Source organism: Bdellovibrio sp. HM001 (genome assembly GCF_055397275.1).
Genome location: NZ_AP029174.1, coordinates 471,876 through 497,656 on the forward strand (window position 1 = coordinate 471,876; position 25,781 = coordinate 497,656).

General features: G+C 50.1%; 28 protein-coding genes. 22 read left to right on the top strand and 6 right to left on the bottom strand.

The features are described from left to right. The first annotated feature begins 48 nt into the window (after positions 1-48). The 11 genes from flgG to fliW all read left to right on the top strand — a co-directional run bounded on the left by flgG (position 49) and on the right by fliW (position 9,377). Complete coding sequence (gene flgG, locus ACZ5ZZ_RS02320) at positions 49-834, top strand: flagellar basal-body rod protein FlgG (protein WP_464141051.1); 786 nt, start codon at positions 49-51, stop codon at positions 832-834. 3 nt (positions 835-837) lie between these two features. After that, a complete protein-coding gene (flgA, locus tag ACZ5ZZ_RS02325; RefSeq protein WP_464119989.1) occupies positions 838-1,767 on the top strand; it encodes a flagellar basal body P-ring formation chaperone FlgA in 930 nt (309 codons plus the stop codon). Further along, positions 1,764-2,519, top strand: coding sequence for a flagellar basal body L-ring protein FlgH (locus tag ACZ5ZZ_RS02330; RefSeq protein ID WP_464141053.1), 756 nt, complete (start codon positions 1,764-1,766; stop codon positions 2,517-2,519). The genes flgA and ACZ5ZZ_RS02330 overlap by 4 nt, the downstream gene beginning before the upstream one ends. Further along, complete coding sequence (locus ACZ5ZZ_RS02335; RefSeq protein WP_374001217.1) at positions 2,512-3,519, top strand: flagellar basal body P-ring protein FlgI; 1,008 nt, start codon at positions 2,512-2,514, stop codon at positions 3,517-3,519. Before ACZ5ZZ_RS02330 ends, ACZ5ZZ_RS02335 begins: the two co-directional genes overlap by 8 nt. Before the next feature lie 309 nt (positions 3,520-3,828). Then, positions 3,829-4,581 carry a rod-binding protein gene (locus ACZ5ZZ_RS02340; RefSeq protein ID WP_464119991.1) on the top strand — a complete coding sequence of 251 codons (753 nt, stop codon included), beginning with the start codon at positions 3,829-3,831 and terminating at the stop codon, positions 4,579-4,581. 78 nt (positions 4,582-4,659) lie between these two features. Next, positions 4,660-4,989, top strand: coding sequence for a flagellar biosynthesis anti-sigma factor FlgM (flgM, locus tag ACZ5ZZ_RS02345; protein ID WP_464119992.1), 330 nt, complete (start codon positions 4,660-4,662; stop codon positions 4,987-4,989). Between the two features lie 146 nt (positions 4,990-5,135). Then, positions 5,136-5,654, top strand: coding sequence for a flagellar protein FlgN (locus ACZ5ZZ_RS02350; protein WP_464119993.1), 519 nt, complete (start codon positions 5,136-5,138; stop codon positions 5,652-5,654). 84 nt (positions 5,655-5,738) lie between these two features. Further along, complete coding sequence (gene flgK / locus ACZ5ZZ_RS02355) at positions 5,739-7,148, top strand: flagellar hook-associated protein FlgK (protein ID WP_464119994.1); 1,410 nt, start codon at positions 5,739-5,741, stop codon at positions 7,146-7,148. 88 nt (positions 7,149-7,236) lie between these two features. Beyond that, positions 7,237-8,319, top strand: a complete 1,083-nt coding sequence (gene flgL / locus ACZ5ZZ_RS02360; RefSeq protein ID WP_464119995.1) for a flagellar hook-associated protein FlgL — start codon at positions 7,237-7,239, stop codon at positions 8,317-8,319. Positions 8,320-8,379: 60 nt separating this feature from the next. After that, complete coding sequence (csrA, locus tag ACZ5ZZ_RS02365) at positions 8,380-8,607, top strand: carbon storage regulator CsrA (protein WP_038451346.1); 228 nt, start codon at positions 8,380-8,382, stop codon at positions 8,605-8,607. A gap of 242 nt (positions 8,608-8,849) precedes the next feature. Continuing rightward, a complete protein-coding gene (gene fliW / locus ACZ5ZZ_RS02370) occupies positions 8,850-9,377 on the top strand; it encodes a flagellar assembly protein FliW (protein WP_464141055.1) in 528 nt (175 codons plus the stop codon). A 51-nt stretch (positions 9,378-9,428) separates the two neighbouring features. Here the strand turns inward: fliW and ACZ5ZZ_RS02375 are convergent, their stop codons facing one another. Both ACZ5ZZ_RS02375 and ACZ5ZZ_RS02380 read right to left on the bottom strand, forming a co-directional pair. Then, complete coding sequence (locus tag ACZ5ZZ_RS02375) at positions 9,429-10,379, bottom strand: hypothetical protein (protein WP_464141057.1); 951 nt, start codon at positions 10,377-10,379, stop codon at positions 9,429-9,431. Between the two features lie 91 nt (positions 10,380-10,470). Next, a complete protein-coding gene (locus tag ACZ5ZZ_RS02380) occupies positions 10,471-11,694 on the bottom strand; it encodes a DNA recombination protein RmuC (protein ID WP_464119998.1) in 1,224 nt (407 codons plus the stop codon). Positions 11,695-11,812: 118 nt separating this feature from the next. On the opposite strand from ACZ5ZZ_RS02380, the gene menA reads away from it, so the two are divergent. Genes menA through ACZ5ZZ_RS02400 form a run of 4 tightly spaced genes read left to right on the top strand, consistent with a single transcriptional unit; the run spans position 11,813 to position 15,142 of the window. Next, the gene (gene menA / locus ACZ5ZZ_RS02385) at positions 11,813-12,700 is read left to right on the top strand and encodes a 1,4-dihydroxy-2-naphthoate octaprenyltransferase (protein WP_464133167.1); all 888 of its coding nucleotides are present in this window, start codon (positions 11,813-11,815) and stop codon (positions 12,698-12,700) included. Then, positions 12,697-13,689, top strand: coding sequence for an o-succinylbenzoate synthase MenC (gene menC / locus ACZ5ZZ_RS02390; RefSeq protein ID WP_464133169.1), 993 nt, complete (start codon positions 12,697-12,699; stop codon positions 13,687-13,689). The genes menA and menC overlap by 4 nt, the downstream gene beginning before the upstream one ends. Further along, positions 13,665-14,828 carry an AMP-binding protein gene (locus tag ACZ5ZZ_RS02395; protein WP_464120001.1) on the top strand — a complete coding sequence of 388 codons (1,164 nt, stop codon included), beginning with the start codon at positions 13,665-13,667 and terminating at the stop codon, positions 14,826-14,828. The genes menC and ACZ5ZZ_RS02395 overlap by 25 nt, the downstream gene beginning before the upstream one ends. Then, positions 14,825-15,142, top strand: coding sequence for a (2Fe-2S) ferredoxin domain-containing protein (locus ACZ5ZZ_RS02400; protein ID WP_464120002.1), 318 nt, complete (start codon positions 14,825-14,827; stop codon positions 15,140-15,142). The genes ACZ5ZZ_RS02395 and ACZ5ZZ_RS02400 overlap by 4 nt, the downstream gene beginning before the upstream one ends. Before the next feature lie 6 nt (positions 15,143-15,148). Here the strand turns inward: ACZ5ZZ_RS02400 and ACZ5ZZ_RS02405 are convergent, their stop codons facing one another. Continuing rightward, entirely contained in the window at positions 15,149-17,071 is a 1,923-nt protein-coding gene (locus tag ACZ5ZZ_RS02405) for a hypothetical protein (protein ID WP_464141059.1), read from the bottom strand. A 153-nt stretch (positions 17,072-17,224) separates the two neighbouring features. Here ACZ5ZZ_RS02405 and ACZ5ZZ_RS02410 point away from each other — a divergent pair, with 153 nt between their 5' ends. Beyond that, positions 17,225-17,884, top strand: a complete 660-nt coding sequence (locus tag ACZ5ZZ_RS02410) for a hypothetical protein (protein ID WP_464141061.1) — start codon at positions 17,225-17,227, stop codon at positions 17,882-17,884. Positions 17,885-17,900: 16 nt separating this feature from the next. Here the strand turns inward: ACZ5ZZ_RS02410 and ACZ5ZZ_RS02415 are convergent, their stop codons facing one another. The 3 genes from ACZ5ZZ_RS02415 to ACZ5ZZ_RS02425 form a co-directional block, all read right to left on the bottom strand. Beyond that, positions 17,901-18,512, bottom strand: a complete 612-nt coding sequence (locus ACZ5ZZ_RS02415) for a L,D-transpeptidase family protein (protein WP_464133177.1) — start codon at positions 18,510-18,512, stop codon at positions 17,901-17,903. Between the two features lie 152 nt (positions 18,513-18,664). Then, entirely contained in the window at positions 18,665-19,120 is a 456-nt protein-coding gene (locus tag ACZ5ZZ_RS02420) for a YkgJ family cysteine cluster protein (protein ID WP_464133179.1), read from the bottom strand. 9 nt (positions 19,121-19,129) lie between these two features. Next, positions 19,130-19,558 carry an acyl-CoA thioesterase gene (locus ACZ5ZZ_RS02425; protein WP_464120007.1) on the bottom strand — a complete coding sequence of 143 codons (429 nt, stop codon included), beginning with the start codon at positions 19,556-19,558 and terminating at the stop codon, positions 19,130-19,132. A gap of 92 nt (positions 19,559-19,650) precedes the next feature. Between ACZ5ZZ_RS02425 and ACZ5ZZ_RS02430 the strand changes: the two genes are divergently transcribed. From ACZ5ZZ_RS02430 to ACZ5ZZ_RS02455, 6 genes are all read left to right on the top strand, one after another. Further along, entirely contained in the window at positions 19,651-20,607 is a 957-nt protein-coding gene (locus ACZ5ZZ_RS02430; protein WP_464120008.1) for a polyprenyl synthetase family protein, read from the top strand. Then, on the top strand, positions 20,604-21,671 hold the full coding sequence (locus ACZ5ZZ_RS02435) for a prenyltransferase (protein WP_464141063.1): 1,068 nt from the start codon (positions 20,604-20,606) through the stop codon (positions 21,669-21,671). Before ACZ5ZZ_RS02430 ends, ACZ5ZZ_RS02435 begins: the two co-directional genes overlap by 4 nt. Further along, positions 21,653-22,405, top strand: a complete 753-nt coding sequence (locus ACZ5ZZ_RS02440; protein WP_464142357.1) for a class I SAM-dependent methyltransferase — start codon at positions 21,653-21,655, stop codon at positions 22,403-22,405. Before ACZ5ZZ_RS02435 ends, ACZ5ZZ_RS02440 begins: the two co-directional genes overlap by 19 nt. Next, positions 22,383-23,552, top strand: coding sequence for a hypothetical protein (locus ACZ5ZZ_RS02445; RefSeq protein WP_464133183.1), 1,170 nt, complete (start codon positions 22,383-22,385; stop codon positions 23,550-23,552). Before ACZ5ZZ_RS02440 ends, ACZ5ZZ_RS02445 begins: the two co-directional genes overlap by 23 nt. A 23-nt stretch (positions 23,553-23,575) precedes the next feature. Continuing rightward, a complete protein-coding gene (locus ACZ5ZZ_RS02450; RefSeq protein WP_464133185.1) occupies positions 23,576-24,469 on the top strand; it encodes a PP2C family protein-serine/threonine phosphatase in 894 nt (297 codons plus the stop codon). 131 nt (positions 24,470-24,600) lie between these two features. After that, positions 24,601-25,740: a citrate synthase gene (locus ACZ5ZZ_RS02455; protein WP_464120012.1), complete on the top strand. Its 1,140-nt coding sequence runs from the start codon at positions 24,601-24,603 to the stop codon at positions 25,738-25,740. Positions 25,741-25,781: the final 41 nt, after the last annotated feature.

Consider the following 25,781-nt stretch of genomic DNA (forward strand, 5'->3'; position numbering starts at 1 on the left):
GCAAGGTTAGATAGAAAATTGAAATGAAGCTAACGGAAGGATTCGTGAATGCTTAAGAGTTTAAACACAGCAGCGACAGGGATGGCAGCCCAACAGACCAATATGGATGTGATTGCCAATAATATTGCCAACGTTTCAACGGCTGGCTTTAAAAGATCCCGTGCTGAGTTTGAAGACCTCATGTATCAGACCCAAAAGGAGCCAGGGACGGCTTCGGGTCTGAATGCTTATTCACCCAACGGTGTTCAAGTGGGGTTGGGGGTTCGCACTGCGGGCGTGCAAAAGGATTTTGCAGGTGGGCAGGCGCAGGTCACGAAAAATCCATTGGACATTCAAATCGAAGGTCAGGGGTTCTTCCAGGTTCTGACGGCAGATGGTGAAACGGCTTACACTCGCGACGGGGCTTTCAAAAAAGATCCGGCAGGTCGCATGGTGGACAAGAACGGCAACGTTCTTCAGCCCGAAATCACAGTCCCGCCGAATGTTTCCGGTCTTGAGATCGCACCGACGGGAGAAGTTCGTGTGATCACAGGTCTTAACGATGCTCCGCAGACGATCGGTCAGATTGATGTGGTGAACTTTGTTAATCCGGCCGGTCTGAAGGCCGTCGGTAAGAACTTGTTCACACAAACACCGGCCAGCGGTCAGGCCATTGCCTCGCGTCCGGGATTGAACGGCACAGGCTATCTGGCACAAGGACAGTTGGAATCCAGTAACGTGAATATCGTGGACGAGATGGTGAACATGATCACCGCCCAGCGTGCGATGGAAACCAACTCCAAAGTGATGCAGGCTTCCGATCAGATGCTTCAATCCATCAACAATTTGAGATAATTGATGATTAAGTACTTTGTGTTTCTATTTCTTTTGAGCGCTCAGGCTTTTGCAAGGCCTGAGATCTCTATTCCGGCCAGCGTGGAGATTTCGCAAAGAGAACTTCTGCGCCTGGGCGATATCGCCGTTGTTGAAGGTGGCAGCGAGGAATTGCTGGCGGCCCTGGATGCGGTGGTTTTGCGTGAAGACGCACGTGACTTGCTGTTGAGTCAGCATCTGGAATCCAGCGAGATTCTGGGCAAGATGCGAGCGGCTTTGAACAGCCAGGAAAGCCTGCGCCGCATGAATCCGCAGTTCAAAGTTCCTTCCCAAGTGAAGGTGAGTTTTGCCAGCACACCAGTTTCCAAACAGGAAATTGAAAGAAAGATTCACAATGTGCTCAAAGCCCGTTGTCAGGATTGTGAGTATCAGGTCAGCGTGCAAAGTACGCCACGCCCGGCATCAAAGCTGTGGGATCTGGATTATACTCAGCTTTCAGCAAAGGGTGGGTTCCTTTTGCCGTTGCGCGACGGGGATCAGCGACAAATTAAATGGATCTCTGGAACAATTCGTGTTTCCCGATTAACCCCCGTGACCACTCGCTTGATCTTACAAGGAGAGAGGGTTCAGGCCGAAGACCTGCGCATGTCCATGACGGACGTGACCTTTGCCAAGGATGGCAGTTTGCGCATGGAGGATATCCAGGGTCAGTTGGCAGCTCGCTCTCTTCCCGTTGGAAGCACTGTATGGGCTTCTGATCTCAAACGTGAACCGGCAGCTAAGAAGGGACAAGTCGTTAAAGCTTTGCTTGGCGACGACAGTTTCGAGATCTCCGTGAATATGATGGCGGAGGACAGTGGCTTTGTCGGAGACATCATTAAAGTAAAAAATCTGGAAACACAAAAAGTACTCTCCGGTCTCGTGACTGAAAAAGGTGTGGTGAAGTTGCAATGATGAAGATGGTTTCTCTCTTCTCAGTTTTGGTTATGTCCGTGTTCGCAACAGGTTGTGCGACGATGCAGGATTTTTTGACGTCTTTGGACGGACCGAAAGAGGCTCCGGCTTTGAAAGACATCAATACGGCGCCACGTTTTTCTGACAATCAGAACATGGGTGTGCCCACAGACCGACAGTACAAGCGTATGACCCGCAACCGTATGGAAGAAGAATCCGATCTGGGGGCCAATGCCGGTTCCACGTGGGTGATGGAAGGTCAGGGAGCCTATCTTTTTGCACAAAACAAAATGCGCAAAGAGGGTGATTTACTGAATGTGACTTTGGATGGACCGGCCCGCAAGCAGGTTGAAACCAAAGTGTCAGTGATTAAAAAGTTGTTGAAGCAGTTGGAAGAACAACAACAGCAGCAACAGCAGGAATTGAGCAACTCTTTGGCGCAAAATGCAGGGGATGCTTCCCGGGCACCGGCTTCCGAAGCTAAAAAAGCGGAAGCACCAAAGGCTGAGGAAAAAGATGAGGGCCTGGCGGATGTGCAGAACATACCAACCCGTATTGTGGAAAAGATGGCGGATGGCAACTATCGCATCAAGGGACAGCAGCCGTTCATGATCGGCAAACGTGAATACAAGGTGATTGTGACGGGTCTGATTCGTCCAGAAGACTTTAACGATGCCGGAATCAATTCAGAAAAACTGCTTGATCCACAGTACGACGTGGTCAGCTTAAGAAAGACGAAGAGCAATGAATAAAATCATCAACTTCTTTTTGCTGTCGGCCTTGTTCTTTATGACTTTGATTGAGTCGGCTAATGCCGCTCGCCTGAAGGATATCGCCAGTATCCGTGGGGTGCGCGAGAATCAACTTATCGGTTACGGGATCGTTGTGGGCCTGAAGGGCACTGGTGACGGCAAAAATGAATTTATGAGCAAGAGCATGGTGCGCATGCTGGATAAGCTGGGCATGAAACTGGATAATGTGGATTTCTCCAGTAAAAACGTGGCAGCTGTCATTGTGACGGCGACGATGCCGGCATTTGGCAAAGCGGGTAATCCGATTGATATCACAGTCAGTGCGATCGGGGATGCCTCGTCATTGCAGGGGGGCACACTGTTGCAAACTCCGCTGCGCGCTGCGAATGAACAGGTGTATGCAGTGGCTCAGGGAAGCATTATCATCGGTGGTGACGGCAAAGACCAGCATCTGACCGCTGGGCGTGTGCCCAACGGGGCGATCATTGAGCGTGACATGACGGCGGATTTTTCTTCCAGAAAAATGTATCGTCTGACACTGATTAATCCGGATTTCACCACGGCTGCGCGTTCCGTACTTACGATTAACAAAGAACTGGGCGGTCACTACGCTTCGGCCAAGGACTCTGGAACGATCGACATCATAACTCCATTTGCCTATGAAAATCGGGGCGTGGAACTGTTGGCGACCATTGAATCCATCGAGATCAATCCGGACATGAAAGCGCGTGTGGTGGTGAATGAAAAAACCGGCACGATCGTGATTGGAGACAAAGTGAAAATCTCCAGGGTTGCAATCTCACACGGTGCGCTTTCTGTTAAAGTGGGCGATGGTAAAAAAGGATCTGAAGAAAAAGTGGCGGTTCTCGACAGCGGTGTCAGCGTCGGAGAACTGGTTCAAGCACTAAACAAACTGGGAGTCTCGCCGAAGGACCTGATTACAATACTTCAGTCCATAAAGTCAGCTGGAGCTTTGCACGGGGAACTCGAAGTTTTATGAGATTTCTGTTTCAGAATGACACAGCATTTAATACAATCAAAGTTATAGTTTCAGACACATGGACGTGTTTGAAACGCGGGGAGGGTGAGAAAGAGATCGCGAACCATGGAAGGTCAAGAGTCAAAAGTTTCTCGCAGGAAACAGGAGCAATAGGTCAGCAGAGATCACGGAGTGATCAACACGAGCCGAAGCTACACTCTCAGAATCGAGTGCAGGATGCACATGATTCTCCGACTCTAACTCCCCTTTTTTTCTCTTTCAAAAAAGGTACATCCGTACCTTTTTCTTTTTTGATGTAGGAGTCTCGCAATGAGCGATGTGGGATCCTCCGGCGGCTTCAAACCAATGGGAAATCGTATGATGGGGCGGCCGGAACAAAAGCCGCCCGAGCAGAAGCTGCGCGAAGTTTCTGATATGTACGAGAAACATTTCCTTCGCGAGATGATGAAGGCGATGCGCTCCACCGTCAAAGAGGGTGGCTTCATTCAATCCAACCAGGCTGAAAAAATCTTTCGCGAACAGCTGGATGATCAGTATGTCGAAAAGTGGGGCGAGCGTGGCGGCATTGGTCTTTCCAATATGATCTACGATCAGCTGATGAATAAGTTTGGTGTGATGATGGGAATCAAAGCTCCTGTCACCAAACCTGTCGGCCCACTGGCGATGGACGAAAAAAGCAATTACACGGCAAAGCCGTTTCAGCATCCCGGAAAAAAACAAGCCGTGTCCTACAAATTTGATGTGTCACCCAACGCTGGACCTTCGTCTGACACGGCGGCAGCCGGCAGTGCTGGAGTGCCGACAGGCGCGCAAGCTGAAGCAGCAGTCAAAGCCCCATGGGACGGGGTTTTGCTGGGGAAGCGAAGTTTGGCAGATGATCAGACCATGGTGGAAATCGAACACGACAATGGTCTTAAAAGTCAGCTTGTTTTTAAGGGTGGACTGTCTAAAGTTTCGACAGGGGAAAAGTTGCAAGCTGGCGACACGCTTGGCTTTTTAAGTCCAGAGGCAAAATCCCTTTACTGGACCATCGAACCTGGACCAGAAACTGTCTCAGAATGATTTGGTGTAACTGTCCCATTGTGATACTATAAAAAGAATAAAAGAGTGTGTTTCTACACTCTGACAGAGGAGTTCTCGATGAAGATCACGCACAACAAAGTCGGTCAAAATTTGAATCTTACAGATTCTTCCAGATCTGACAGAGCGGATGGTATCAAGAATAAAGCGCCGGATGCAGGTTTGACAAAAGCGGATGCTTTGACGTCTTCCAATCTTGGTGAATCCTCACGCGTGGAGTTGTCTCCTCGTGCTCAGGAAGCAAAACGCATCAAAGAACTTGCTATGTCTGCTCCTGATGTTGACGAAGCCAAAGTTGCTAAATTCCGCGCTTTGATCGACGAAGGAAAATACAAAGTTGACGCCAAAGCCATCGCCGACAAAATGGTCGACGAACATTTGGAGTTCTAATCGGCTGACACCGAACAAGTCCGCGCCGTGAAGACGGACGCGGCAGCGACAGCAAGGAAGCTGAAGTAAAACGATTTCAATCCCGCCCCAAGTAAGCCCGCGGACCTGTCCGCCAAAGCTTCAGCAAAGGCGGAAGGATGATAAAGATGGACGCAACAGTAGAAAGAGCGTTTCACAAGCTGGAAGCAAATCTCGAAGAACTTACAAAAATCTACCGTTCCCTGTTGGATATCGTTCGCAAAGAAAAAGAAATTCTTTTGAAAGCGGACCGTGAAGCTTTGGATGAAAGCAACAAACTTAAAGAAGAGCTGCTGTTCAAGCTTCGTGCGCAAGATTCTTTGCGCTCTCGCTATGCGATGGAGCTGGCGACAATCGTGGGTGCTGATGCGGAAAATCCGCGTTTGTTGGAGCTGGCGCAAAAACTGGCGGGCACTCCAGCGGCAGATCGTCTGCGCACGCAGCACGCGGCGCTGGATATTCTGATCAAACGAATCACCGAAATTAACAAAGAAAACGAAGAATACACAAAGTCCGCTCTGAATACATTGAACGGCGCTTTGAATAATATCAAAGACACGCTTTCCGGTAAGAAGACTTACGGAGGCAAGGGCCAGGTAAAACAAGGCCCTCAAGTCGCAGGCAACTTCGTTAGCAAAGAAGCCTGAGGCCCGGCTTGACCGGGCAGAGCCGAAGGGGCGGAGCCCCGCAGGCTGAAGCAGTAAACGGAACCCACCGGAGATGAGGATAGGATGTCTAAAATCTCGGCTATGATGGATACGGGTAAACGCTCTCTGATGAACTCTCAGACAGCGTTGCAGACGGTCGGTCATAATATCGCCAATAAATCGACTGAAGGCTTCTCTCGCCAAAGAGTGGAGCTTCAGACGAACATGCCTATCACGGAAGGCAATCTTCAGATCGGTATGGGGGCCCGTGCGGGTGTTGTGACCCGTGTGAACAATCCTTGGCTTGAAAAACAAATCCAAAAAGAAGGCATGAACATGGGCTTTCAGGATTCCCGCGCGGAAGCCCTGAGCCGTGTAGAACAGGTGTACAACGAACAGACCAACAAGGGTCTGAATCAGTACATGACGGATTTCTTCAATTCCTTCCGTGAGCTTTCCAACAATCCAGAAAGTTTGGCGTCACGTACCATGGTGCGTGAAACGTCGGTGGCGTTGACCAAAGATTTCGGTCGCGTGGTGGGACAGTTGAAAGCCGTGCAAGAAGATCTGGACGGTCAGGTGAAAACGACTGTTGAAGAGATCAATCAGCTTTCCAAGGAAATTGCCTCTCTGAATGAAAAGATTCAGATGATTGAAGTTCAAAACACTCCTGCCAACGACGAGCGTGACCGTCGTGATCTTTTGCTTAAAAAAATGGGTGAAAAGATCGATATTTCCTGGGCAGAGGGTAAGGATGGTATGGTGACCGTGACGGCGGGTCGCACGGCAATTCTGGTTTCCGGAATCGGTTCTTCAGAGTTGAAGGCCCAGCAGACAGATGCTCGTGACCGTGTCGAAGTCTTCTTCATGGGAAGCGGCAGCACCTCTGCCAACATAACCGAGCAGATCTCGGGCGGTCGTATCGGGGGGGCTCTGGATGTTCGTGACCGTGTCATTGAGGATCTTTTAAGTCACGTCGACAATATGGCCTACACTTTGGCAAAAGAGGTGAATACGGCCCATATCGAAGGTTATGACAAAACCGGCCGTAATGGGGTTTTGTTCTTTGAGATGCCCGATGCCGTCAAGGGGGCGGCGTCTCAGATCGCTGTTAACAAAACCGTTTTTAATGACGTGGGTCGTATCGCCACGGCGGCTCAAGCGGGGGCTCCGGGTGACAACACCGTGGCCAACGTGATTTCGTCCCTGCAGTATCGCCAGGTGATGGATGGTGGTACAGCGACCTTGGATGATTACTACAACACGCAAGTGGGTCAGATCGGTGCGATTGCCCAGCGTGCGGTGAAGTCACAGGAGTCGCAAAAGAATGTGATGTCTCAACTGACAAACATCCGCGAAAGTATCAGCGGTGTGAGTCTGGATGAAGAGACCACGAAAATGATCGAGTTCCAGAAAACTTACGATGCATCCGCGCGTTTGATCAAAACCGCCGATGAAATGTTTGATACAGTGTTGAATCTAAAACGGATGTAGCCGCCCTAGCGGGCAGAGCTGAAGCTCCGCTCTAGCGGGCAGAGCTGTAGCGGCGGCAGCCGCGTAAGCTGAAGCAGAGAAGGAATAGATGAGAATCGCAGATAAAATGGCTTTCAATCAGGTGAACCAGAATCTGACCAAAAACAGGTCGGACATGGCTGATTTGCAAAATCAGGCTGCGACTCAAAAACGTATCAACAAGCCATCTGACGATCCATTGGCATCAGCGCGTGTTCTGACGGCCCGAACTGAAGAACGTGGAAATTCTCAGTTTATTAAGAATATTAATAACGCCAAAAGCTTCCTGGAGTTCTCGGATCAGTCCCTGAGTGAGTTGACTGACATTCTGGTGCGCGCCAAAGAGCTGGCGGTCAGTCAGGCCAATGATGCCAGCGGAAACGAAGAAAGCCGTATGGTGACGGCTTCTGAGGTTGAACAGATTTACAATCAGTCCATCCAGATCGGCAACCGCAAGCTCGGTGAAAGATATATCTTTGGTGGGCAGAAAACTCAGACGACGCCGTTTAATCAAAGCGGCGAATACTTCGGCAACGACTCGGACATGAAGATTCAGACCCAGAAGGACGCTTTTGTGGCGATGAACCTTCCGGGCAGTAAAGTGTTCCTGGGTCGGGGCTTGGGCGGGGACGGGATCGTTCGGGCGCAGTATGAGACTCCGACGGATGTTGAGTCCTTAAAAGACTTCCAAAATCAGGAGATTCAGCGTCAAGAGCGCAATGAGCAGATCGACTCCAACTACTTGGAAACTCGCGGTCCTGCCTCGGAGCGTCGTTCCAGCCGCTTGGATAAGCAAGATCCGGTGACGGGGTCGAGCGGGGTGAACCTGTTCTCGACCCTGAAGAATCTTGAGATTTCCATGCGCACCAACGACAAAGAGGGCATCCAGGAAGCCCTGGACACCCTTGATCAGGCTATTTCCCAGGTGGTTTTGGCCCGATCTGAAGTTGGGTCCAGAATTATGGCGGTGAATAACACCATGGATTCCCTGCAAAAGGCTGTGGTGGACAATAAAATTACGGCTTCCCAGCTTGAAGATGCGGATGCCTTCCAGGTTATTTCCGACATCAATAAGACCGATAGCACGCTCAAAGCGACCCTCGAAACGTCTGGAAAGCTTATTCAGCCAAGCCTTCTTGACTTTCTAAGATAAAAATAATACCTACAGTTCCGCTTAAAACTACCGATAACGACTGCAGCAAAAGGAGTTGTCATGCTGGTTCTCACACGGAAGTTGGGTGAAAGCATCGCTATCGATGACCACATCAAAATCAGAGTAGTTCAAATTAAAGGTAAACAGGTCCGCCTAGGCATCGAAGCGCCCAAAGATACCAAAATCCACCGTGAAGAAGTTTACGTTGCGATCCAAGATCAGAATCAGCAGTCTGCCACAACAGACGCTGATAAGACGCGAAATATTGCTAAGCTATTGAAACCATAAGTGTTTCTTTGAACTTGTGCATAAAAAGGCCTGCATTTGATTGTCAGGCCTTTTTTCGTTTTTGAAATCCCTCCCAAATCCTTTCTGGCAAAGGGGTTGCGCCTGAAGCGGTCAGTCATCCTCTCTAGATTTTAATTGAGTCTCCCTAGATTTAGGTCCAGATTTATAGGTGTATTCACCGTCTTAGTGCCTTGGTGTGTCTAAAATAAGGGTGAATCTGTGTACCTGTTTGGAGGGGTTGAATGATCATTTCGACATCAAGATTCGGCCAGATTGAGCTGAAACAAGAAGATGTTCTGACTTTCACCGAAGGCCTTTTGGGCTTCGCTGATTTGCGCAAATTCGTTCTTCTTGATGATCCAAATGACGAGATCTTCGCTTGGTTGCAAAGCTGCGAAGCGCCCGCCATTGCCTTCCCCGTGCTTGAGCCTGAGCTGTTTGCTCCTCAATACAAAGTCAACCTCACTAAAGGTGACATGGAAGCTTTGAAGCTGACGTCTCAAGACAAAGCTCGTTACTTCTCTATCGTGACAATCCCTGACGATCCTACACAAATGACGGCGAACTTGAAGGCACCCGTTGTGGTGAACATTGAAGCGCGCACTGCTCGTCAGTGTGTTCTTCAGGACAACAACCTGGCGATTCGTGAGCCGATCTTCACGAAGCTGCAACAGCGTGTGGTTCAGAACCCGGCTGTGGCGATCAAGAATCAATCCACAGGCATCGACGTTGCGACGAAGCTGACTGTGATTCGCGACGCTGAACTTTAATTTCAGAAGAATCAAAAAAAACGACGAAGGAGCCCGCAAGGCTCCTTTTTTTTATTCCAAAGCATTGAGTTCGGCGTTCTTTTCCAGCAAAGAGGATTCCAGTTTTCGCACCTGCTGTTGCTGTTGTTCATAGGCCCGCTGTGTTTGCAGGATCTGCCGACGCAGGGATGTTTCCGAGATTGTGGACTGATAGATATCTTCTTGCAGATTTTGAATCTGGGATCGCATTCCCATAATTTCATTCTGCAGATCCTGGCGATTGCTGTTGATTTCGGCCAAGGCCTGTTCGCGGTCGGCTTGAACTTGGCTGGGGGCTTCCAGCGCTTGCGCCGACAGCAGGAGCTTTTCATTTTGCATCAGTACCAGCTGCTGTTCTTGTTGTGACAGCAAATCATTCAAAACGCTTAGTTCATTCTGTCGGGCGGTGATGTCGTTGAAGTTGGTTTGCCAGTAATTGAGTTGTTCCCTGGTCTGTTGGATGGCTTGTTGTTGTATTCGGATATTATCATCCAGCTGATCGCGGATCGCTTGCATCTGACTGTTTTGTGCCTTCAGAATTTCGTCTGCCCGACGATTGATATCCTGACTGAGTCGATCATAACTGTTGAGCTCCATCATGAAGTCTTGCAGTTGTAAATTGCTTTCACGCAGTTCATTGGCATAGCTGTCGGGGGTGGGGGCCTGTGCATTTTCCTGCTGTCGGGCCTGCAGACTTTCCAAGGCTTGTCTTTGTTGTTCCAACTTGCGGTTTTCTTCCGTGAGTTGTTGTTGCAGATTTAAAGCCTCGCTGCGCAGCCGGGCCTTGGTGGCGGCAACAGCCTTGTTGTCCGGGGCTGCCGTTACAACCACAGGCGCGCTGGCGGGGCGGCGCTGCTGGATTTGTTCCACGCGTTCAACAAGCTGTGTTTGGGTATTCTGAATTCCCTTGTACGAGCGAACCATCCACAGCGAAGCGCCGATGATGACAACCAGGGCGAGAAGAAAAAAGCTATTTCCAGTCATGAGGCCCCTTGATTAGACTAATTTTTCAAGGGGAGAGATTCAAATTTGATGGGCATCTTGTGTTCACTCACAAGATGCCAAAATGCAGAAACTAAGCTTGCTCCAACTGCGGCAGGGACTTCTCGGTCTTCGCACCCAGACGTTTCAGATCCTCGACCTGGTCGATCAGATTGCCGCGACCTTCAGAGACCTTTTTGATCACGTCTTCATGCGCTTTCTGCGCGTCTTCCAGCTTGTTCCCCAGGTGCTGAAGGTCTTTCAGCAGGCCTGCGAACTTGTCGTATAGAAGTCCGCCACGTTTGGCGATCTCAAGCGCATTTTTTTCCTGACGATCTTGTTTCCACAAAGCCGCCACGGTGCGCAGTGTGGCTAGTAAAGTAGTTGGGCTGACGATGGCCACGTTCTTTTCCCAAGCGTATTGGAAAAGGTCTGGCTTCAGTTTAAAGGCCAATGCGAACGCAGGTTCCAGTGGCATGAACAAAATCACAAAGTCTGGGGAGATCAACTTGTCAGCTGCGTGGTATTTTTTGTCAGAAAGACCGTCGATATGCTTTTTCAACGAATCAATGTGCAGCTTGCCCAGACGTTCCTGTTCTTCCGGAGTTTCCGCCGAAGAGTATTGCTCATAGGCGATCAGGGTCATTTTAGAATCCACAATCAGATGTTTTTCATCCGGCAAATTGACGATCACATCCGGACGTAAGATTTGACCATCTTCGCCACGCAGATCCATGTCCGTGCCTTGAATGATGTACTCTTCGCCCTTGCGCAGGCCCGAACGCTCCAGAATGTTTTCCAGAATCAGCTCGCCCCAGTTGCCTTGGGTTTTCACTTCACCCTTGAGCGCTTTAGTCAGGTTTTGAGTTTCAGCGGACATGACTTTGTTGAGTTCCATCAGCTTGGTCAGCTCGCCACGCAAAACCCCACGCTCAGAACGCTCGGTGGAATAAGTTTCTTCCACTTTTTTCTCGAAGTCTTTAATGCGTTCTTTCAGGGGTTCCAGAACAGAGGCGATATTTTTGTGGTTCTGGTCGGTGAACTTGGCAGATTTTTCTTCAAAGATCTTTTGCGCCATGACCTCAAACTGGGTGTTCATTCTTTGTGCCAGTTCATCCTGCTGCTTTTTGGTTTCGGCCATCAGGGATTTTTGTTCCTTCAGGCTTTGTGACAGAAGATCATTTTTCATCTGCGCGGCCAAAAGATCCGCCTGCATCTGGGCCAGGTCTGCGGTGTTTTGAGCTTTGAGTTTAAAATAAACCAACAGTCCGGAAATCAAGGCTCCCGCCACAAATGCCAGTGCTGTCCATACGCTCATAAAACCCCCTTGAGATCATCGAATTCATCCCCTTTGTGCCCTTAGAAATTCTTTTGGTCACGCGAAAAGAATCTGATACAAAGAGACTGGATTTTAACTCTTAACAATGCGATGCAAAATGACCTCTGCTGGCCAAATTAAAAGTATTCTTCTCGCTTTTCGTCCTAAAACTTTGACTGCTGCCCTGGTGCCCTGTGTGGCGGGGACGGCGCTGGTCAAGGCGATCGGCCTTTCCTGGGATGGGTGGGTTTTGTTTTACGCACTGATGGCGTCCTTCCTGATTCAGATCGGAACCAACTTGGTGAACGATGCCGTGGATTTTAAAAAGGGCGCGGATACGGAAAAGCGCATCGGCCCTCAGCGTATCACGCAAGCCGGGATTCTTTCGGCCAATCAGGTGATGTTGCTGGGTTCTTTGTGTTTCCTGCTGGCGGTGCTGTGCGGGATTCCGCTGGTGCTGAAAGGCGGCTGGGTGATTGTGGCAATCGGGATTGCTTCTGTCTTGATGGGGTACTCTTATACTGCAGGCCCGTTCCCTTTGGCGTATCTGGGGTTGGGGGACTTGTTTGTGATTATTTTCTTCGGCCTGCTGGCGGTGATGGGAATCGTCTTCCTGAACACCGGGGAATGGATGGTCGAGGCGTTTGTCTTAGGTTTGCAGATTGGTTTGCATGCCACTGTGTTGATTGCGATCAACAATCTGCGCGATCACACCGGGGATCGTCTGGTGAACAAAAAAACTTTGGCCGTGCGCTTTGGAGTGAAATTTTCCCGCTGGGAGATTGCCGCCTTGAGCTTCCTGCCGTTTGTTTTGAATCTTTACTGGTGGTTTGAAGGATACAAAATTGCCGCGATCGTTTCTTTGCTGGCGATTCCTTTGGCTGTCAAAATCACCAAGAATATTTTCAACACAGAGCCCAGTCCGGCCTATAACAAGTTCTTGGGGCAGGCGGCGGGATTGCACTTGGTGTTTGGTCTTCTTATCGCGTTAGGATTTGCCTTTTGATTAAAATCTTCTTTCACCCTTATTTTCTAAAGCCCATGACCGTCCTGAATGCGGCCTCCAAGCCCACAGCACGGCAAGGGGCTTTGCTGCGGGTGGAATGGAATGACGGACATGTGGGCTATGCGGATTTGCACCCCTGGCCTGAACTGGGTGATCTGTCTTTGGCGGAGCAACTGGAGGATCTGCGTTTAGGGCGTATGACCACGCAAATCGAGCAAAGCATCTGGCTGGCTCGTCGGGATGCGGTCTTAAGAAAACAGCGCAAGAACGTGTTTGATGTGGGTGAAAAGATCCGTAATAACTTTTTGCTTTCGAACTATCAGGATTTAAAGCCGGGTTTTCTGGATGAACTTAAAAAAGAAGGCTTCACCACCGTAAAAGTCAAAATGGGGCAGGATCTTCAGCAAGAGGCGGTGGCTTTGACTCACCTGGCGGCGGCAGGCCTGCGCATCCGACTGGATTTCAATGCGCTGGGAAGCTGGCAGATTTTTGAAAAGTTCATGACGGGACTTTCCCCCTCAGTGCGTGCTTTGATCGACTATGTGGAAGATCCATTTCCGTTTGATTTCCATGCCTGGAATGAGGCGCGCAAGCTGTGTAAGATCGCCTTGGACAATCAATATGATAAGGTTCCGTGGGGAAAAATTCCGTCGGCGCCTTTTGATGTGATCGTGGTTAAGCCCGCGAAGACAGACGTGGATAAAGCCGTGGGATACTGTCAGAAGTGGAATCTCAAACTGACGGTGACCAGTTATATGGATCATCCCGTTGGGGTGATTCATGCCCTGGGTGTTGCGATGGACCTCAAGAAACAGCACGGTGATATGGTGCTAGAGGCAGGCTGCCTGACCCATCGACTGTTTCAGATGGACTCTTTCTCGGCCGAGATAGGAACTCAAGGACCGTATATACTAAAGACCAAAGGAGTCGGTGTCGGCTTTGATGCTTTGTTGGAGGCTTTGCCGTGGCAACCCGTTCAAAGACCTTAGACCTTTATTCTTCCGACAACGAAATTCTGCTCAACCCACGCTGGCCCGAGGCGGACTATCAGGCTTTGTATAAATTGGCCCAAGACACGCAGGATCTTTTGAATCTGCAGGGTCATGTGTGGATTGCGACCTCGGGTTCGACGGCTCATTCAATTTCTGCCACCAAACTGGTGGCGCTTTCTAAAAAGGCCCTGATGGCTTCTGCCAAGGCTGTGAATGCCCATCTGCAAAGTACTGAGCAGGACGTCTGGACTCAGGTGCTTCCGCATTTTCATGTGGGGGGGCTGGGGATTGAAATTCGTGCGGCTCTCAGCGGGGCGAAAGTGGTGGCTGCCCTGAAAGAAAACCGCTGGGATGTGCATCACTTCTATCAAACACTCCTCAATGAAAAATGCACTCTTTCGGCTCTGGTGCCGACGCAAGTTTATGACCTGGTGGCGCAGGGTTATCGGGCTCCGTCCCATATGAGGGCCATTGTCGTCGGAGGCGGTGCCTTTGAGTTGGATCTTTATAAAAAAGCGCGCGCCTTGGGTTGGCCGGTGCTTCCCAGTTATGGGATGAGCGAGACTGCCTCGCAGATTGCCACGGCATCGTTGGAATCACTCAGTGGGCACGAGTTCCCGGTGGTGGGATTGTTGCCCCATGCGAAAGCTCGCAAGAACGCTGAAGGATATCTGGAAGTGTGGGCGGAATCTTTGTTCAGTCTTTATGCTCAGAACACCCCTGAAGGCCCCCGTCATTGGAATCCCAAAAAAGAAGATGGCTGGTTCACTACGGAGGATCGTGGTGAGGTTGTTGAGGGCGCACTGAAAATTGAGGGCCGCAGCAAAGACTATATCAAGATCGGTGGCGAGGGCACCAACGTGGCTCGCCTGCGTGCTGTGCTGGAATCGTGTGCTTTGCATTTAAATCCGGACTGGCCGGTGAAGGTGACATTGCTGGACATGCCTTCTGACAGGCTGGGGGCCGAGATTCACGCCGTCAGTCTTTTGTCTGAAGCAGATACGCAAAAAGTCCTTCAGTTGTATGCGGAAAAAGTGCTTCCGTTCGAAAAAGCTCGTAAGATTTACTATATGTCAGAGATTCCGCGCAGTGAGTTGGGTAAAATCCTGTGGGCGGAGTTGAGGAGAAAACTATGAAACACGAAAAGAATCCGTGGTCCAAGGGTATTGTGCTGATCTGCACGAAATGCCATAAGTCCATCAGTCCCAAACTTTTGGAAGAAGAGGGCAATAGCGCCGAAAATCTGAAAATGTTCCTGAAAAAGAAATTTAAAGAATCCGGTGATTCTTCCAAGATCCGCGTGGTGACTTCAAGCTGTTTGGATGTTTGTATTGATGACACTCAAGCCATCACCTATGCCGGCACCGATGGGGACACAGAAACTTTCGCGATCCATCCGGAAAAGGACCGCGAAAAGATCCTGAAATACCTGCACGAAAAAATCGACTAGTGCAGCTTACTTGAAGATCTCACTGAAGTCGGCCCCCATGTAACCGGCTGTGCTGTTGACATAAATCGTGAAGGAAGTTCCGGCAAGACCCAAAGTCTGTATGTAGACGGTCCCGATACTTTCACCTTCAGTGATTGTCAGTGGTGTCGAGCTGCCGCCGCTCATCGGGGTCATGCAGTTCGGATCAGCATAAAGCGGTGCCACCCCACCGGGCGTCAGATACACCTGCAAAGCCGTTGTGATCGTGCTGGGGGCTGTCTTGAAGATTCCCGCTCCATCAATGAGCCCCACAGAGATAGGCTTGCAGTTCCCGGCCGTCAGATCCATGGGCGCAATTTTAAACTGACGGGCAATGGAATGAATGTCCACAAGAGGCGTGGCCGAGGTCAGGCCGGAAGCCGTGATATTGAAATGATATGTTCCGGCACTGGATGCCATGGGGCGGAAGTACACGGTGGCGCTGCTTTTATTTTTTGCGATGGTGGTGGAGGAGATCGGCGAGGAGCAGCCCTCATCAGAGTAAAACTGACCCAGGCCGGATTCCTGTGTTGCCAGGCTGACATTCAAGGCACCCGTCATTGGCAGTAACGAGCCATGGGCATTCGTTGTAAGAACTTGGTACACGTTGCAATCACCATTAACGATATTACGCGGACCTTGGAACTCAAGTCGGGTCACCGTATTTTTGTCACTGAGATCCGCCCGAAGATCCCAAGGTTGGGCATCATAAGTCAGAGAGTTGCCCGGTGATCCCGCCGCTGTAAATTGGAAGGCGACAAAACTTTGTGTGTCAGCCCCGCTGGGGACAAACTTCATATAAGCCTTAAGAACCGGATCATAGCTGGTGAAGCTATATTCGGTGGCTTGATTCATACAGAATTCGTCGGAATAGAACTTCAGCCGCGCATCCGTGGCACTGAGATTGAGAGTGCCGCCAAATTGATCGTTGGCAGGACTGTTGTTGTACATCTGCGAGCGGATTCGTAGTGGATAGCAGACATTTTTATAAAGTTGCGGGACAGTTTGTTCCAGGGACAGCCAGCGTTGGGTGGAGGAATACTCTGAACTGCGCAGAATCACATTGGTCGCAACGGGGTTGGCGGTCAAAGCTGACAGGTTCGACAGTGTGAAGGCCAACAAACCATCAATGGGCGTATTGGGGAAGCGGTAAATCACTTCGGCATAATCGGATCCTGCGGGGATCTTGAACGTGTCGCTCGGATTAATGCTACTGTGACAATCTCCCCAGTTGGAATAAGCTGTGATGGCGCTAGCAGTGTTGCCTGAAGCACTTTGACTGATTTTGAAAGTAACGTCGGCGCTATGAGCGACTCGGTATCCGGAAGCATTGCTAATATAAACGAAGAAAGAACCACATTGATTTGCTCCCGCATATCCGCGGGGCCAGTTTTTTTCCAAATTCAAGGTTGTCGCGACAGAGCTTCCTCCGCCAGCGCCGCCGCCGTTGCCGGGACTCATATCCAGCAGGGTCAGGGTTTCCGTATCGCCAATCACGGACAGACCTTTGATATAGATCGCGTTCACATCATCCGACGTGCTGATACCCCAAAGGTTGAGCAGATCATTCTTCGTCAGATAAATATCAAAACTGCCATCAGCGCAATCGGTGTCATTGGTTTGCCCCACGGGCAGAGAGGTGTTCGTTGAATCAGGAGTGGTCGGAGCCTGGTGCCATGCCTTCTTGTCAAAACTGACAAGCACGGTGCTGACCCGTGTGTCGCAGCTTCCTTGGAGGCGTGCATAGTTTTGAATTTCAAATTCCTGCTGGAAAGGGTTGGTCCCTTTCAGCGCGGGCGCCGGAAGCTTTTTCCCCAGCGGAGACATCTCCATCTCGGGCTCTTTACATCCGACCAGGATCAAGCATGTAAACAAAAAAGCGGTGAGTTTTTTACCAGTTACGTACGTCATGCTGTACTTTTCGACAGGCTCTTAGGACCCCTTAAGCGTCAAACTGAGAATCAGCAGTGTTCTTGTTCGAATGTAAGGTCTTTGCATCATTTTGACCGAGCATGTCTTGAGTCTGCTCACATTCAGCGGAATAGTGAAATGGAGGGTCTTAATATGAAACACTTGTTGTTGATTTTTGTTGTGATGAGTTCGGTGTCTGCTCAGGCCATTCCCGTCCCCGATCCCGTGCCGGGCTTGATGGCTGCCTTGCAGTTTTGCACGCAGATTGAGGACGACACAGTGATCCCAGCCTGTGTGCGAATCGAAAGTTCCGCAAACTGGTTTACCAAAGAAGCCCTTCCGATTTGCATGCAGCAAAGTTTCGATGAAGATCGAGTTCGCTGTTTACGCGGTATTCAAAACAGCCATATCCGTGTTGAAGAAGTGCAGGTCTGCGAATCCCTGACCTTTGATGATGAAAAGGCGCGCTGTCTGGCTGAGATCAACAGACCTTTTCCTTATCGAACCCGTCTGAAGGTGGATCCGACTCCAGGACTGCAGGCGGCTTCACGATTGTGTCAGTCATTCTTCACTGATGAAGACAAGCGCCGTTGTTTAAGAGAGCTCACCGCCGCCGAACTCTTCACAGTGGATGCGGTGGGATTCTGCGCGGACCGTTTTTCTGATGACGAAAAGATCCAGTGCCTGGCGATTTTGCGCAATAAGTTTATTGTCGCTGATGAAGTTAGAATCTGTGAGAAGGTTTTCACCGATGAAGGCAAGTTATCCTGCCTTCAGGGTGTGGAACGAAAGTATCTGCTGCGTCGCCCCTAGGGCAAAGCTTGGGGGCTTATTTCGTTGGGCTGACTTTGCAGATTTCAACCAGAGTTCTTTCTTTGGTTAAGGCAAAGATCTCTTCGATTTCCGCGTTGGTCACAGCCACGCATCCCAGTGTCCAATCCAGTGGATGGATTTTGCTGATGCGCTCGTATTTTGCCGGATTCGACGGCAAGCCGTGAATCATGATATCGCCGCCCGGGGAGCGACCCTGGGATTTTGCATACGCGATGTCGTCTTTATTTGGATAGTCCACGTGCAAGGATTTGGTGAAAGCACTTTGCGCATTCTTGTAGTCGATGGTGTAGATTCCTTCCGGAGTTTTTCCGTCACCTTCGAATTGTTTGTGACCGATGAAGTTCCAGCCAAAAGCCACGGTGTAAGTTCTTAGCAAAGTTTCTCCGGAAACCAGATAAAGCTGGCGGCGGTCTTTGGAAACGACGATGCGTTCGACGTTTAAACCTTCGCGCTTGATGCGCTCCACAGATTCGCGACTGCGATCCAGAAGTTTGTCGATGCGGGTGATGTCATCGCAGAATTTGTAGGAGCGATCCTTTGGGTTGCCCGCAAAAGCTTGTACGGAAAGAAGACTTGCTGCCAATAGGGGGAAGATGATTTTTTTCATATGGCATCCTTGTACCATATTTTGTCGGCCCCCGAGAATTGCAAGTGCGGAATCTAGTGGAGAAGGAAGGTAATTCAGCATTGTCAAAGGAGTCGACAGTGCGCTCTGACAAGACAGTATTCAAAGGGACAAAAATGGGCAAAAAAGGGGGCTTATTTGCCCCAGCCTTTTTCACTTTCGATCTGTTCGCGGATCTGCTGCTCGATTTTTTCAGCCGGGATCACCGGACCCTTACCCACGCCAGGGCAGAAGGCTTTGACATCCTTAGCCCAGGACTTGGCGTTCATCACCTCGGGCCAGAACGGCCAGGTTCGGCACTGGGTGGGGCGCGCTTCATAGACGCTGCAACCTTTGCCTTTTAAGAACATACAATCCGGATTTTTGGGATCCTCTTTCAGATGCCAGATACCACCGGTCATCTCGCAGTACTTACGAGTGAAGTCACCCGTGCGCATTTTCAAGTGTTTGGCAAAACGCTGGCGGTCTTCCAGACTCAGATAAACGAAGCCATATTCGCCGTGGGAGGTGCAGCACTTGCCTGAACCTGTGCACTCAAAACGAACGCCTTCGCGCCACCATTCTTTTCCGGTAAATTTAAAATCTTCCATCACGCTCCCTTAGCAACCCTGACCGGTGGATTCCAAATAGGGCTCCAGGCGCGATTTCATCAAAGTTGGCAATGCAGTTTTTTGTTTGGTCTTTCCGTCAAGCACGGCATGGACCATGGTGACGACGGCGTTTGTTTTGTCGTTGCGGCTAAAGACGTATTTCATTTTAAAGGAAGTCTCACCAAAACTCGCCACACAAACGTGAATGTCATAGGTTTCGCCCGGCACGAAAGGTGCCAGATAGTTGGCCTCCGAATGGCGCAGGGGAATGATCAGCTCGCGGCTGCCAAACCATTCATTCCATGTGTAGCCCGCCTCGATGATAAATTGCTCGAAAGCGTCGTGGGCCAGGCCAAAAATATTTCCGAAAAACATGATCCCCGCGGGGTCGGCTTCCCGGAAGGTGATGGTCTTCTTTGTGTGAAAGACTTTATTCATAATGTCTCGGACTTTACGGCCTTTGATCCCTTGACAGCAAGCAGATAAATCGCGAAGTTAGCGGGACAAGTCGCCCTCTTGAGGAGTTAAAATTGCAACGCAGCGTCATTGATCTGAAAGTCTATGATTCAAAGGATTTCCCGGCCTATCTGCCGAAGCTGAACAAGCTTTATGACGATCTCTTTTCCGGCGGCAAAGGCTTTCGTGCAAAATTGATTCGTATGATGGCGGCCAATTTGGGGATCGAACCCAAAACCGAGCTTTTGTTGTCTCAAACAATCGAGTTCATCCACAACGCTTCGCTGTTGCATGATGATCTGATCGACCGCTCTCATCTTCGTCGTGGAAAGACGGCGGCCTGGCTAAAGTACACTCCTGAATACGCGGTACTGGCGGGCGACTATCTGCTGGCGCGAGTGATGGTGAATCTGTCCGGTCACGGGAACATCAAGCTGGTTCAGTACACGGCCGAAGTGATTTCGGATCTTTTGGAAGGGGAGTGGCTGCAGGACTCTGTGGTCGGTGACTTCTTTGTGACCATTGAACAACTGGATCGCATTCATAATCTGAAAACCGCAAGTCTGTTCAAATGGTGCATCCGTGCTCCGTTCATCGCGCAAGAGCGCTACGACGAAGAATTGCACAACATTCTGTCTGAGATGGGAACTTTACTGGGGCAGTTGTTCCAGCGCAGTGATGATCTTTTGGACTATGACATCCGCAACGATGAAGGCAAAGCGATTCTGGGCGATCTGAAATCAGGTTATCTGAACTCTTTCGGTGCATTCATGTGCCAAGGGGCCACTCGTCATGAAATTGATCAAATCGTCAAAAGTAAAAACCTGGAACAATTCTATGCCAACGTGGGGGGTAAAGCCCGCTTTGATCAGAAGCTTCTGGAATTTGACGAAATCAACAAGGGCCTGATCAAGCTGTACGATCATCATCTGGAGCGTCTGAAAACCTTCCTGAAGCCGGGCGAGGAAAAACTGATCGACCAGCTTCGTCCGTTGACAGAGATCCTGTACTGGAGAAGGAAGCCTTCGTGAGTGAGCTGATCACGCTTTCCAAAAAGAACCCGGAGTTTGAATCTTATCTGCTCGGAACATTTTCAAAGACTCAACGGGCGCTGCCACAACAGACGCTGAATGTGAATTCGGCTGCTGAAACGGTGACGTTCAAAGTGATGTCCTTAAATGAAATCCCCAAGCCGTCTTTGTGGATGGCGATTGCACAGATTTATAAAGTTCGCAGCTTTCTTTTGATTTTCCTGCCGCTGCTTTTGATCATGACCAAGAACGTGGATGATCACACCATGCAGGACCCGGTGACGACAATCATCGCCACCGTGGGGGTCTTGCTGGCTTTTATTGCCGTCAATTTGCGCAATGATTATATGGACCACATGAAGGGCGTGGATCGCGTGCTTGAGCGCAGCGGCAGCCGCGCCATTCAAAGTGGATGGGTGACTGCGGCTCAGGTAAAAAGTCTGTCCACCGTCTTCTTGGTTTTGGCCATCTTGTGTGCGATCCCGTTGATTTTTGCTTTTCCAGAACTGGCCGGAATTATTGGCGCCAGTCTGGTTATTGGACTGTGGGCGCAGTTTAAAAAACAGAATTCTTTCAAATATCGTATCGGCGGGGAGCTGGCGCTCTTTGTGATGTTAGGGCCCTTGCTGACAGTGGGATTTCAGATGTCCATGGGGGTTCCTGCGGATATCGAAAGCTTCTGGCTGGGATGTGTTTGGGGCTGGTTGATTCTGTTCATGGTTCACTTGCGCAACTTCATGAACATCTTCCCCAGCAGTCAGGCTGGGTTCACCAACACTGTGAATTGGCTGGGGTTTGATAAAGCCCGCAGACTGATCGCGGCGTGGTGGGTTTTGTTTGTGATCTTCAATCTGGCTTATCATCTGTTGTACGCCGGATTCTACTGGGGCTTGTATTTGACGGTTGTGCTGGTGTTTGCGTCGGTGGGATTTATCCATAAGTTAAAGAACATCTCCAGCCCTGTTGGCAGCGACATGAAAGCTGTTTTCCGCTCTGGTTTTTATTTGTTCCTCTTGGCCATCGGCATGTGGGTTTTTGAGTGTCTATGGTATCTGCTCCGCTAGGCGGCTCTCGCATATGTGTCAGGGCCGATGACGCCGGCCTTGAAAAAGCTCAAAAGTGGGCGGCGTTTTTGCAGGCGCCGCTCAATCCGGAAAATCCTGAAAACTATTTTTTCCATTTCTGTCTCGAAGGCGACCGCGTGTTTGTGCGCGATCTGGAAAAGCGTCTGCTGGAAATCGACTTTGATAAAAATCATCTGGATTACGAGCGCAAAGGTCATCGCGGCAAGAATGAGCTGATCGCCAAGGCACTTGGGGTTGCAAAAGGGGCCCGACGCATTCTGGATCTGTCTGTAGGGATGGGCATCGACAGCGTGTTCCTGACTCAACTGGGGTTCACGGTCACTGGTGTGGAGCGGTCCCCGGTGCTGTATGCGCTTTTGTCCGAGGCCTTTGCTCGCACGAAAAAAGATTATCTGAAGTCCTATCAGCTTCATTTTGGCGATGCGCTGGAGTTTTTAAAAAAGAACAAAGGCCTGCTTGAAATCGACTCCATTTATTTTGATCCGATGTATCCGCACAAAAAGAAGTCCGCTCTTCCCAAGCAAGAGATGGTTGTATTCAGGGATTTGGTCGGACATGACGAAGATGCCAGTCTGGTTTTGCAAGAAGCCCTGACCTGGCCTGTGCAAAGAGTGGTGGTGAAGCGCCCCATGCAGGCGGAAGAACTGCTGCCGGGAGTTCGTCATTCCTATGAAGGAAAGGTGGTTCGCTATGATACTTATGTGGTTGGGTAGTTTTGTTCTGATGCTGGCCGGAATGGTGTATTCCCAGCAACTTCTGGCAAAGCTGCTGTCCGGTCTGCAAAAAAGTTTTTTGGACAAGGGTTTGGAAGCAAAGCTCGGCACGATGTTCGTACGTGCCTTCAGTGTGGTGATGCTGGAGGTTTCTTCGCAAAGATCCCTGTATTCGGGATTGGCGCTTTTGAATTTGCGAGTTCTTCCGGCCCGTCCCAGTGCACTGGTCATGTGCTTAAGCACGCTGGGGGCGTGGTGGGTTCTGATTCTGGGTGTACTATTTATGAGCTTCAACGGCTTCTTCCTGTTAGGGGTTGCCGGTCTTTTGTGCCTGACAGTTTTTGTCGGCGCTAAAACCCGCGACGTTTTGTTGTTCGTGGGTGCCGTGGGGCTGTTCCTGGTGGGCGGCGAAAGCATGCTTCGTAATTCCAGTGTGATTCAGACAATTCTGGGGCAAAGTGATTTGGCTTTCTTCCTGGCAGATGGTCGTTTCCCGACGGTGGTGACTTTCTTTGTGCTGGCTGCTGCTTTAAGTCTGGTGGTGCAGATTGAGTTCTGGTCCCTGGCGCTGGCGTTGAGCCTGCTTCTGACAAACACGATCGCTTTCAACGGAGCCCTGGGGCTTGTCGCTGGGGAGCGTGTGGGGCGCATGATCTTTTTCTGGTGGCAAAGCCGATCCCTAAATCAGCAATGCCGCCGTATGGCCCTGCAGTTTGCGGGTGTTTCTGCGCTGGGGGCAGTGGTGGGCCTATTGCTGGCGGGTGAAATCAGAACTTTCCTGGGCTTGGGATTCACTTCCGGTCTGGCGTCATTTCAGGACAAGAGCTTACAGTTCGTGTTGCTGTTTGCATTGATTTTGGCAACACAGTGGATGGCGCAGATGATCTGGGGTCACTTCGGGGCCGAAGCTCCGGTGGATGAAATGCAGGATGCGAAATATTTTGGCTCAAACTGGAAAGCCTGGGGTTTGTTGTCAGCCCCCGTGATGGTTTGGGCTCGTGAAAAGGTCCACAAAAGACACAGCGAGATCCGCTATCATCTGCAGGGATTAGGAACCCTGACAGAGGGGCAAGTTCCGGCACCGATACAGGCTCGACTAAAGGCCGAAGAAGAACAGTTGAATATGTTCCTTCACGACTGGCACTAAAAAAGCCTTTAAGATAAGCCGTCATGGCAAAAGAACAAGACGAACTCAAAGAGCGAATTTCAGAACTTGAACACGAATTGGCGGTCAAGGAAGCCGAGCTTCACCGCTATCGTCTGGAACTGGGCAAGGCCAATGGGGCCCTGGAAAAAATGATTGTGCAAGTCAGTCAGGAACTGAAACTAGCGCAAAGTCTGCAAAAGTTCCTGTCTCCTACCGAACTGCCCAATGTGCAGGGCTTTGAGTTCAGCACCAAATTCCTGCCGGGCACTCGGTCCGGCGGTGATTATTTCGATATTTTTGAACATGAAGACAAGCTGAAGTTTGGGATCCTGATTTCCAGTGCCAGCGGCTATTCGCTGTCGTCATTGTTGCTGTCCATGATCATCAAAATTTCCTCTCAGATCGAAGCACGCCGGGGGCTGGAGGCACACAAGGTTGTGGCGCTCCTGGCCAAGGAAGTGGTTCCCAATATTCAGAACGAAGACAAGGCCAGCGTCTTTTACGGGATCGTGGACCGTCGCAGTTTTGAAATGCAGTATTGCTCCGTCGGCAATATCGACGGCTTTATGCAGGTCTACGGGCAAGAAGGCTTGGTGGAGCTTCTGCCGACAGGTCCGAGTCTCAGCAAAGATTTTAACACGGAGCCTCAAAGTCGAGTGATCCAGCTCAATCCGCGAGACCGCCTGATTCTGGCGACGGAAGGGCTGAAGATGTCTCAGAATTCCCTGGGTGTGAACTGGGGTGGACATGGAATTTCCGAGGCGATTTCTCGGGCCCCGAAGCAAGGGGTGCATGAGCTGCGTAACGAGATTCTTTTCGCCAATGAGAAGTACTCCGGCAAGTCGGACCCAGTACGAGATCAGACCTTGATCGTCACCGAAGTCAAAGATCGAGTCATTAAACTAGCTTCCCGCTAGAACCTGATTGTTACTATGTTTTCAGTGGGGTTGTTTATGCGACTTTGGGGCGGGAACTCCGTGACAACTTGTCAAAATTATTGATAAGTCTACAATGCTATTGAAATGAAAAAGTCAGAAAGGAAACTGCGATGGCTGAAGTAAATATCTATGAAGGCGCCTTGGACAAGGGTTTGGAAGGCGTAGTTGCATGTACGACGAAAGTATCATTTATCGTCGGTGATTCTCTTAATTTCCGTGGTTACACGATCGAAGATTTGGCTGCGAATTCCACTTTTGAAGAAGTCACTTACCTTCTTTGGAACGACAAACTTCCAAATGCTCAAGAGTTGGCGGCGTTCTCCACTCAGCTTCATAATGAAATGGCTTTGAGCCCTGAGTTCATCAAGGTTCTAAAAGCAATCCCTACAAATGTTCATCCAATGGGCTGGCTGCGCACTGCGGTTTCTTTGATGGCACACTGGGATGCAGATGCTAACGACAACGGCGCTGAAGCAAACTTGCGCAAGTCTGTTCGTTTGACTGCCAAAATGGGAACTCTTCTTTGTGCGTTCGATGCTATCCGCAAAGGCAAAGAGCCTGTAACTCCAAAAACTGACAAATCCATCGCTTGGAACATGATGTACATGTTGGGCGGCGGGGTTGAGCCTAAAGCTGAGCACGTAAAAGTGATGGACACTTGTTTGATCCTTCACGCAGACCACGAGTTGAATTGCTCTGCTTTCGCAACTCGCGTAACGGCTTCTTCTTTGTCTGATCTTCACTCTGCGATCGTTTCTGCGATTGGTGCGTTGAAAGGTCCTTTGCATGGTGGTGCGAACGAGCAGGTTATCCTGATGCTGCAAAAAATCGGCACGATGGAAAAAGCTCAGCAGTTCGTTAAGGACGCTTTGGCGGCGAAAGAAAAAGTGATGGGTATCGGTCACCGCGTTTACAAAAACGGCGACCCTCGTGCTCGTATCTTGCGTGGCATGTCTGAAAAGTTGACTAAAGATGCTGGTATTCACCACATGTACGAAATGTCCACTTTGATCGACGACACCATGTTCAACGAAAAAGGTTTGATGCCAAACGTGGACTTCTACTCTGCAACGGTTTACTTCTCTATGGGTATCCCGACAGATTTGTTCACACCAATCTTTGCAGCGTCTCGTATTTCCGGCTGGTGCGCTCATGCTTTCGAGCAGTACGCGAACAACCGTATCTACCGTCCTCGCGGCAAATGGGCTGGCAAAGAGGGTCTGAAATGGACTCCGGCCAACCAGCGCTAAGATCTGGATTTGATTCAAGGCTTAAAACAAAGAACCCACAC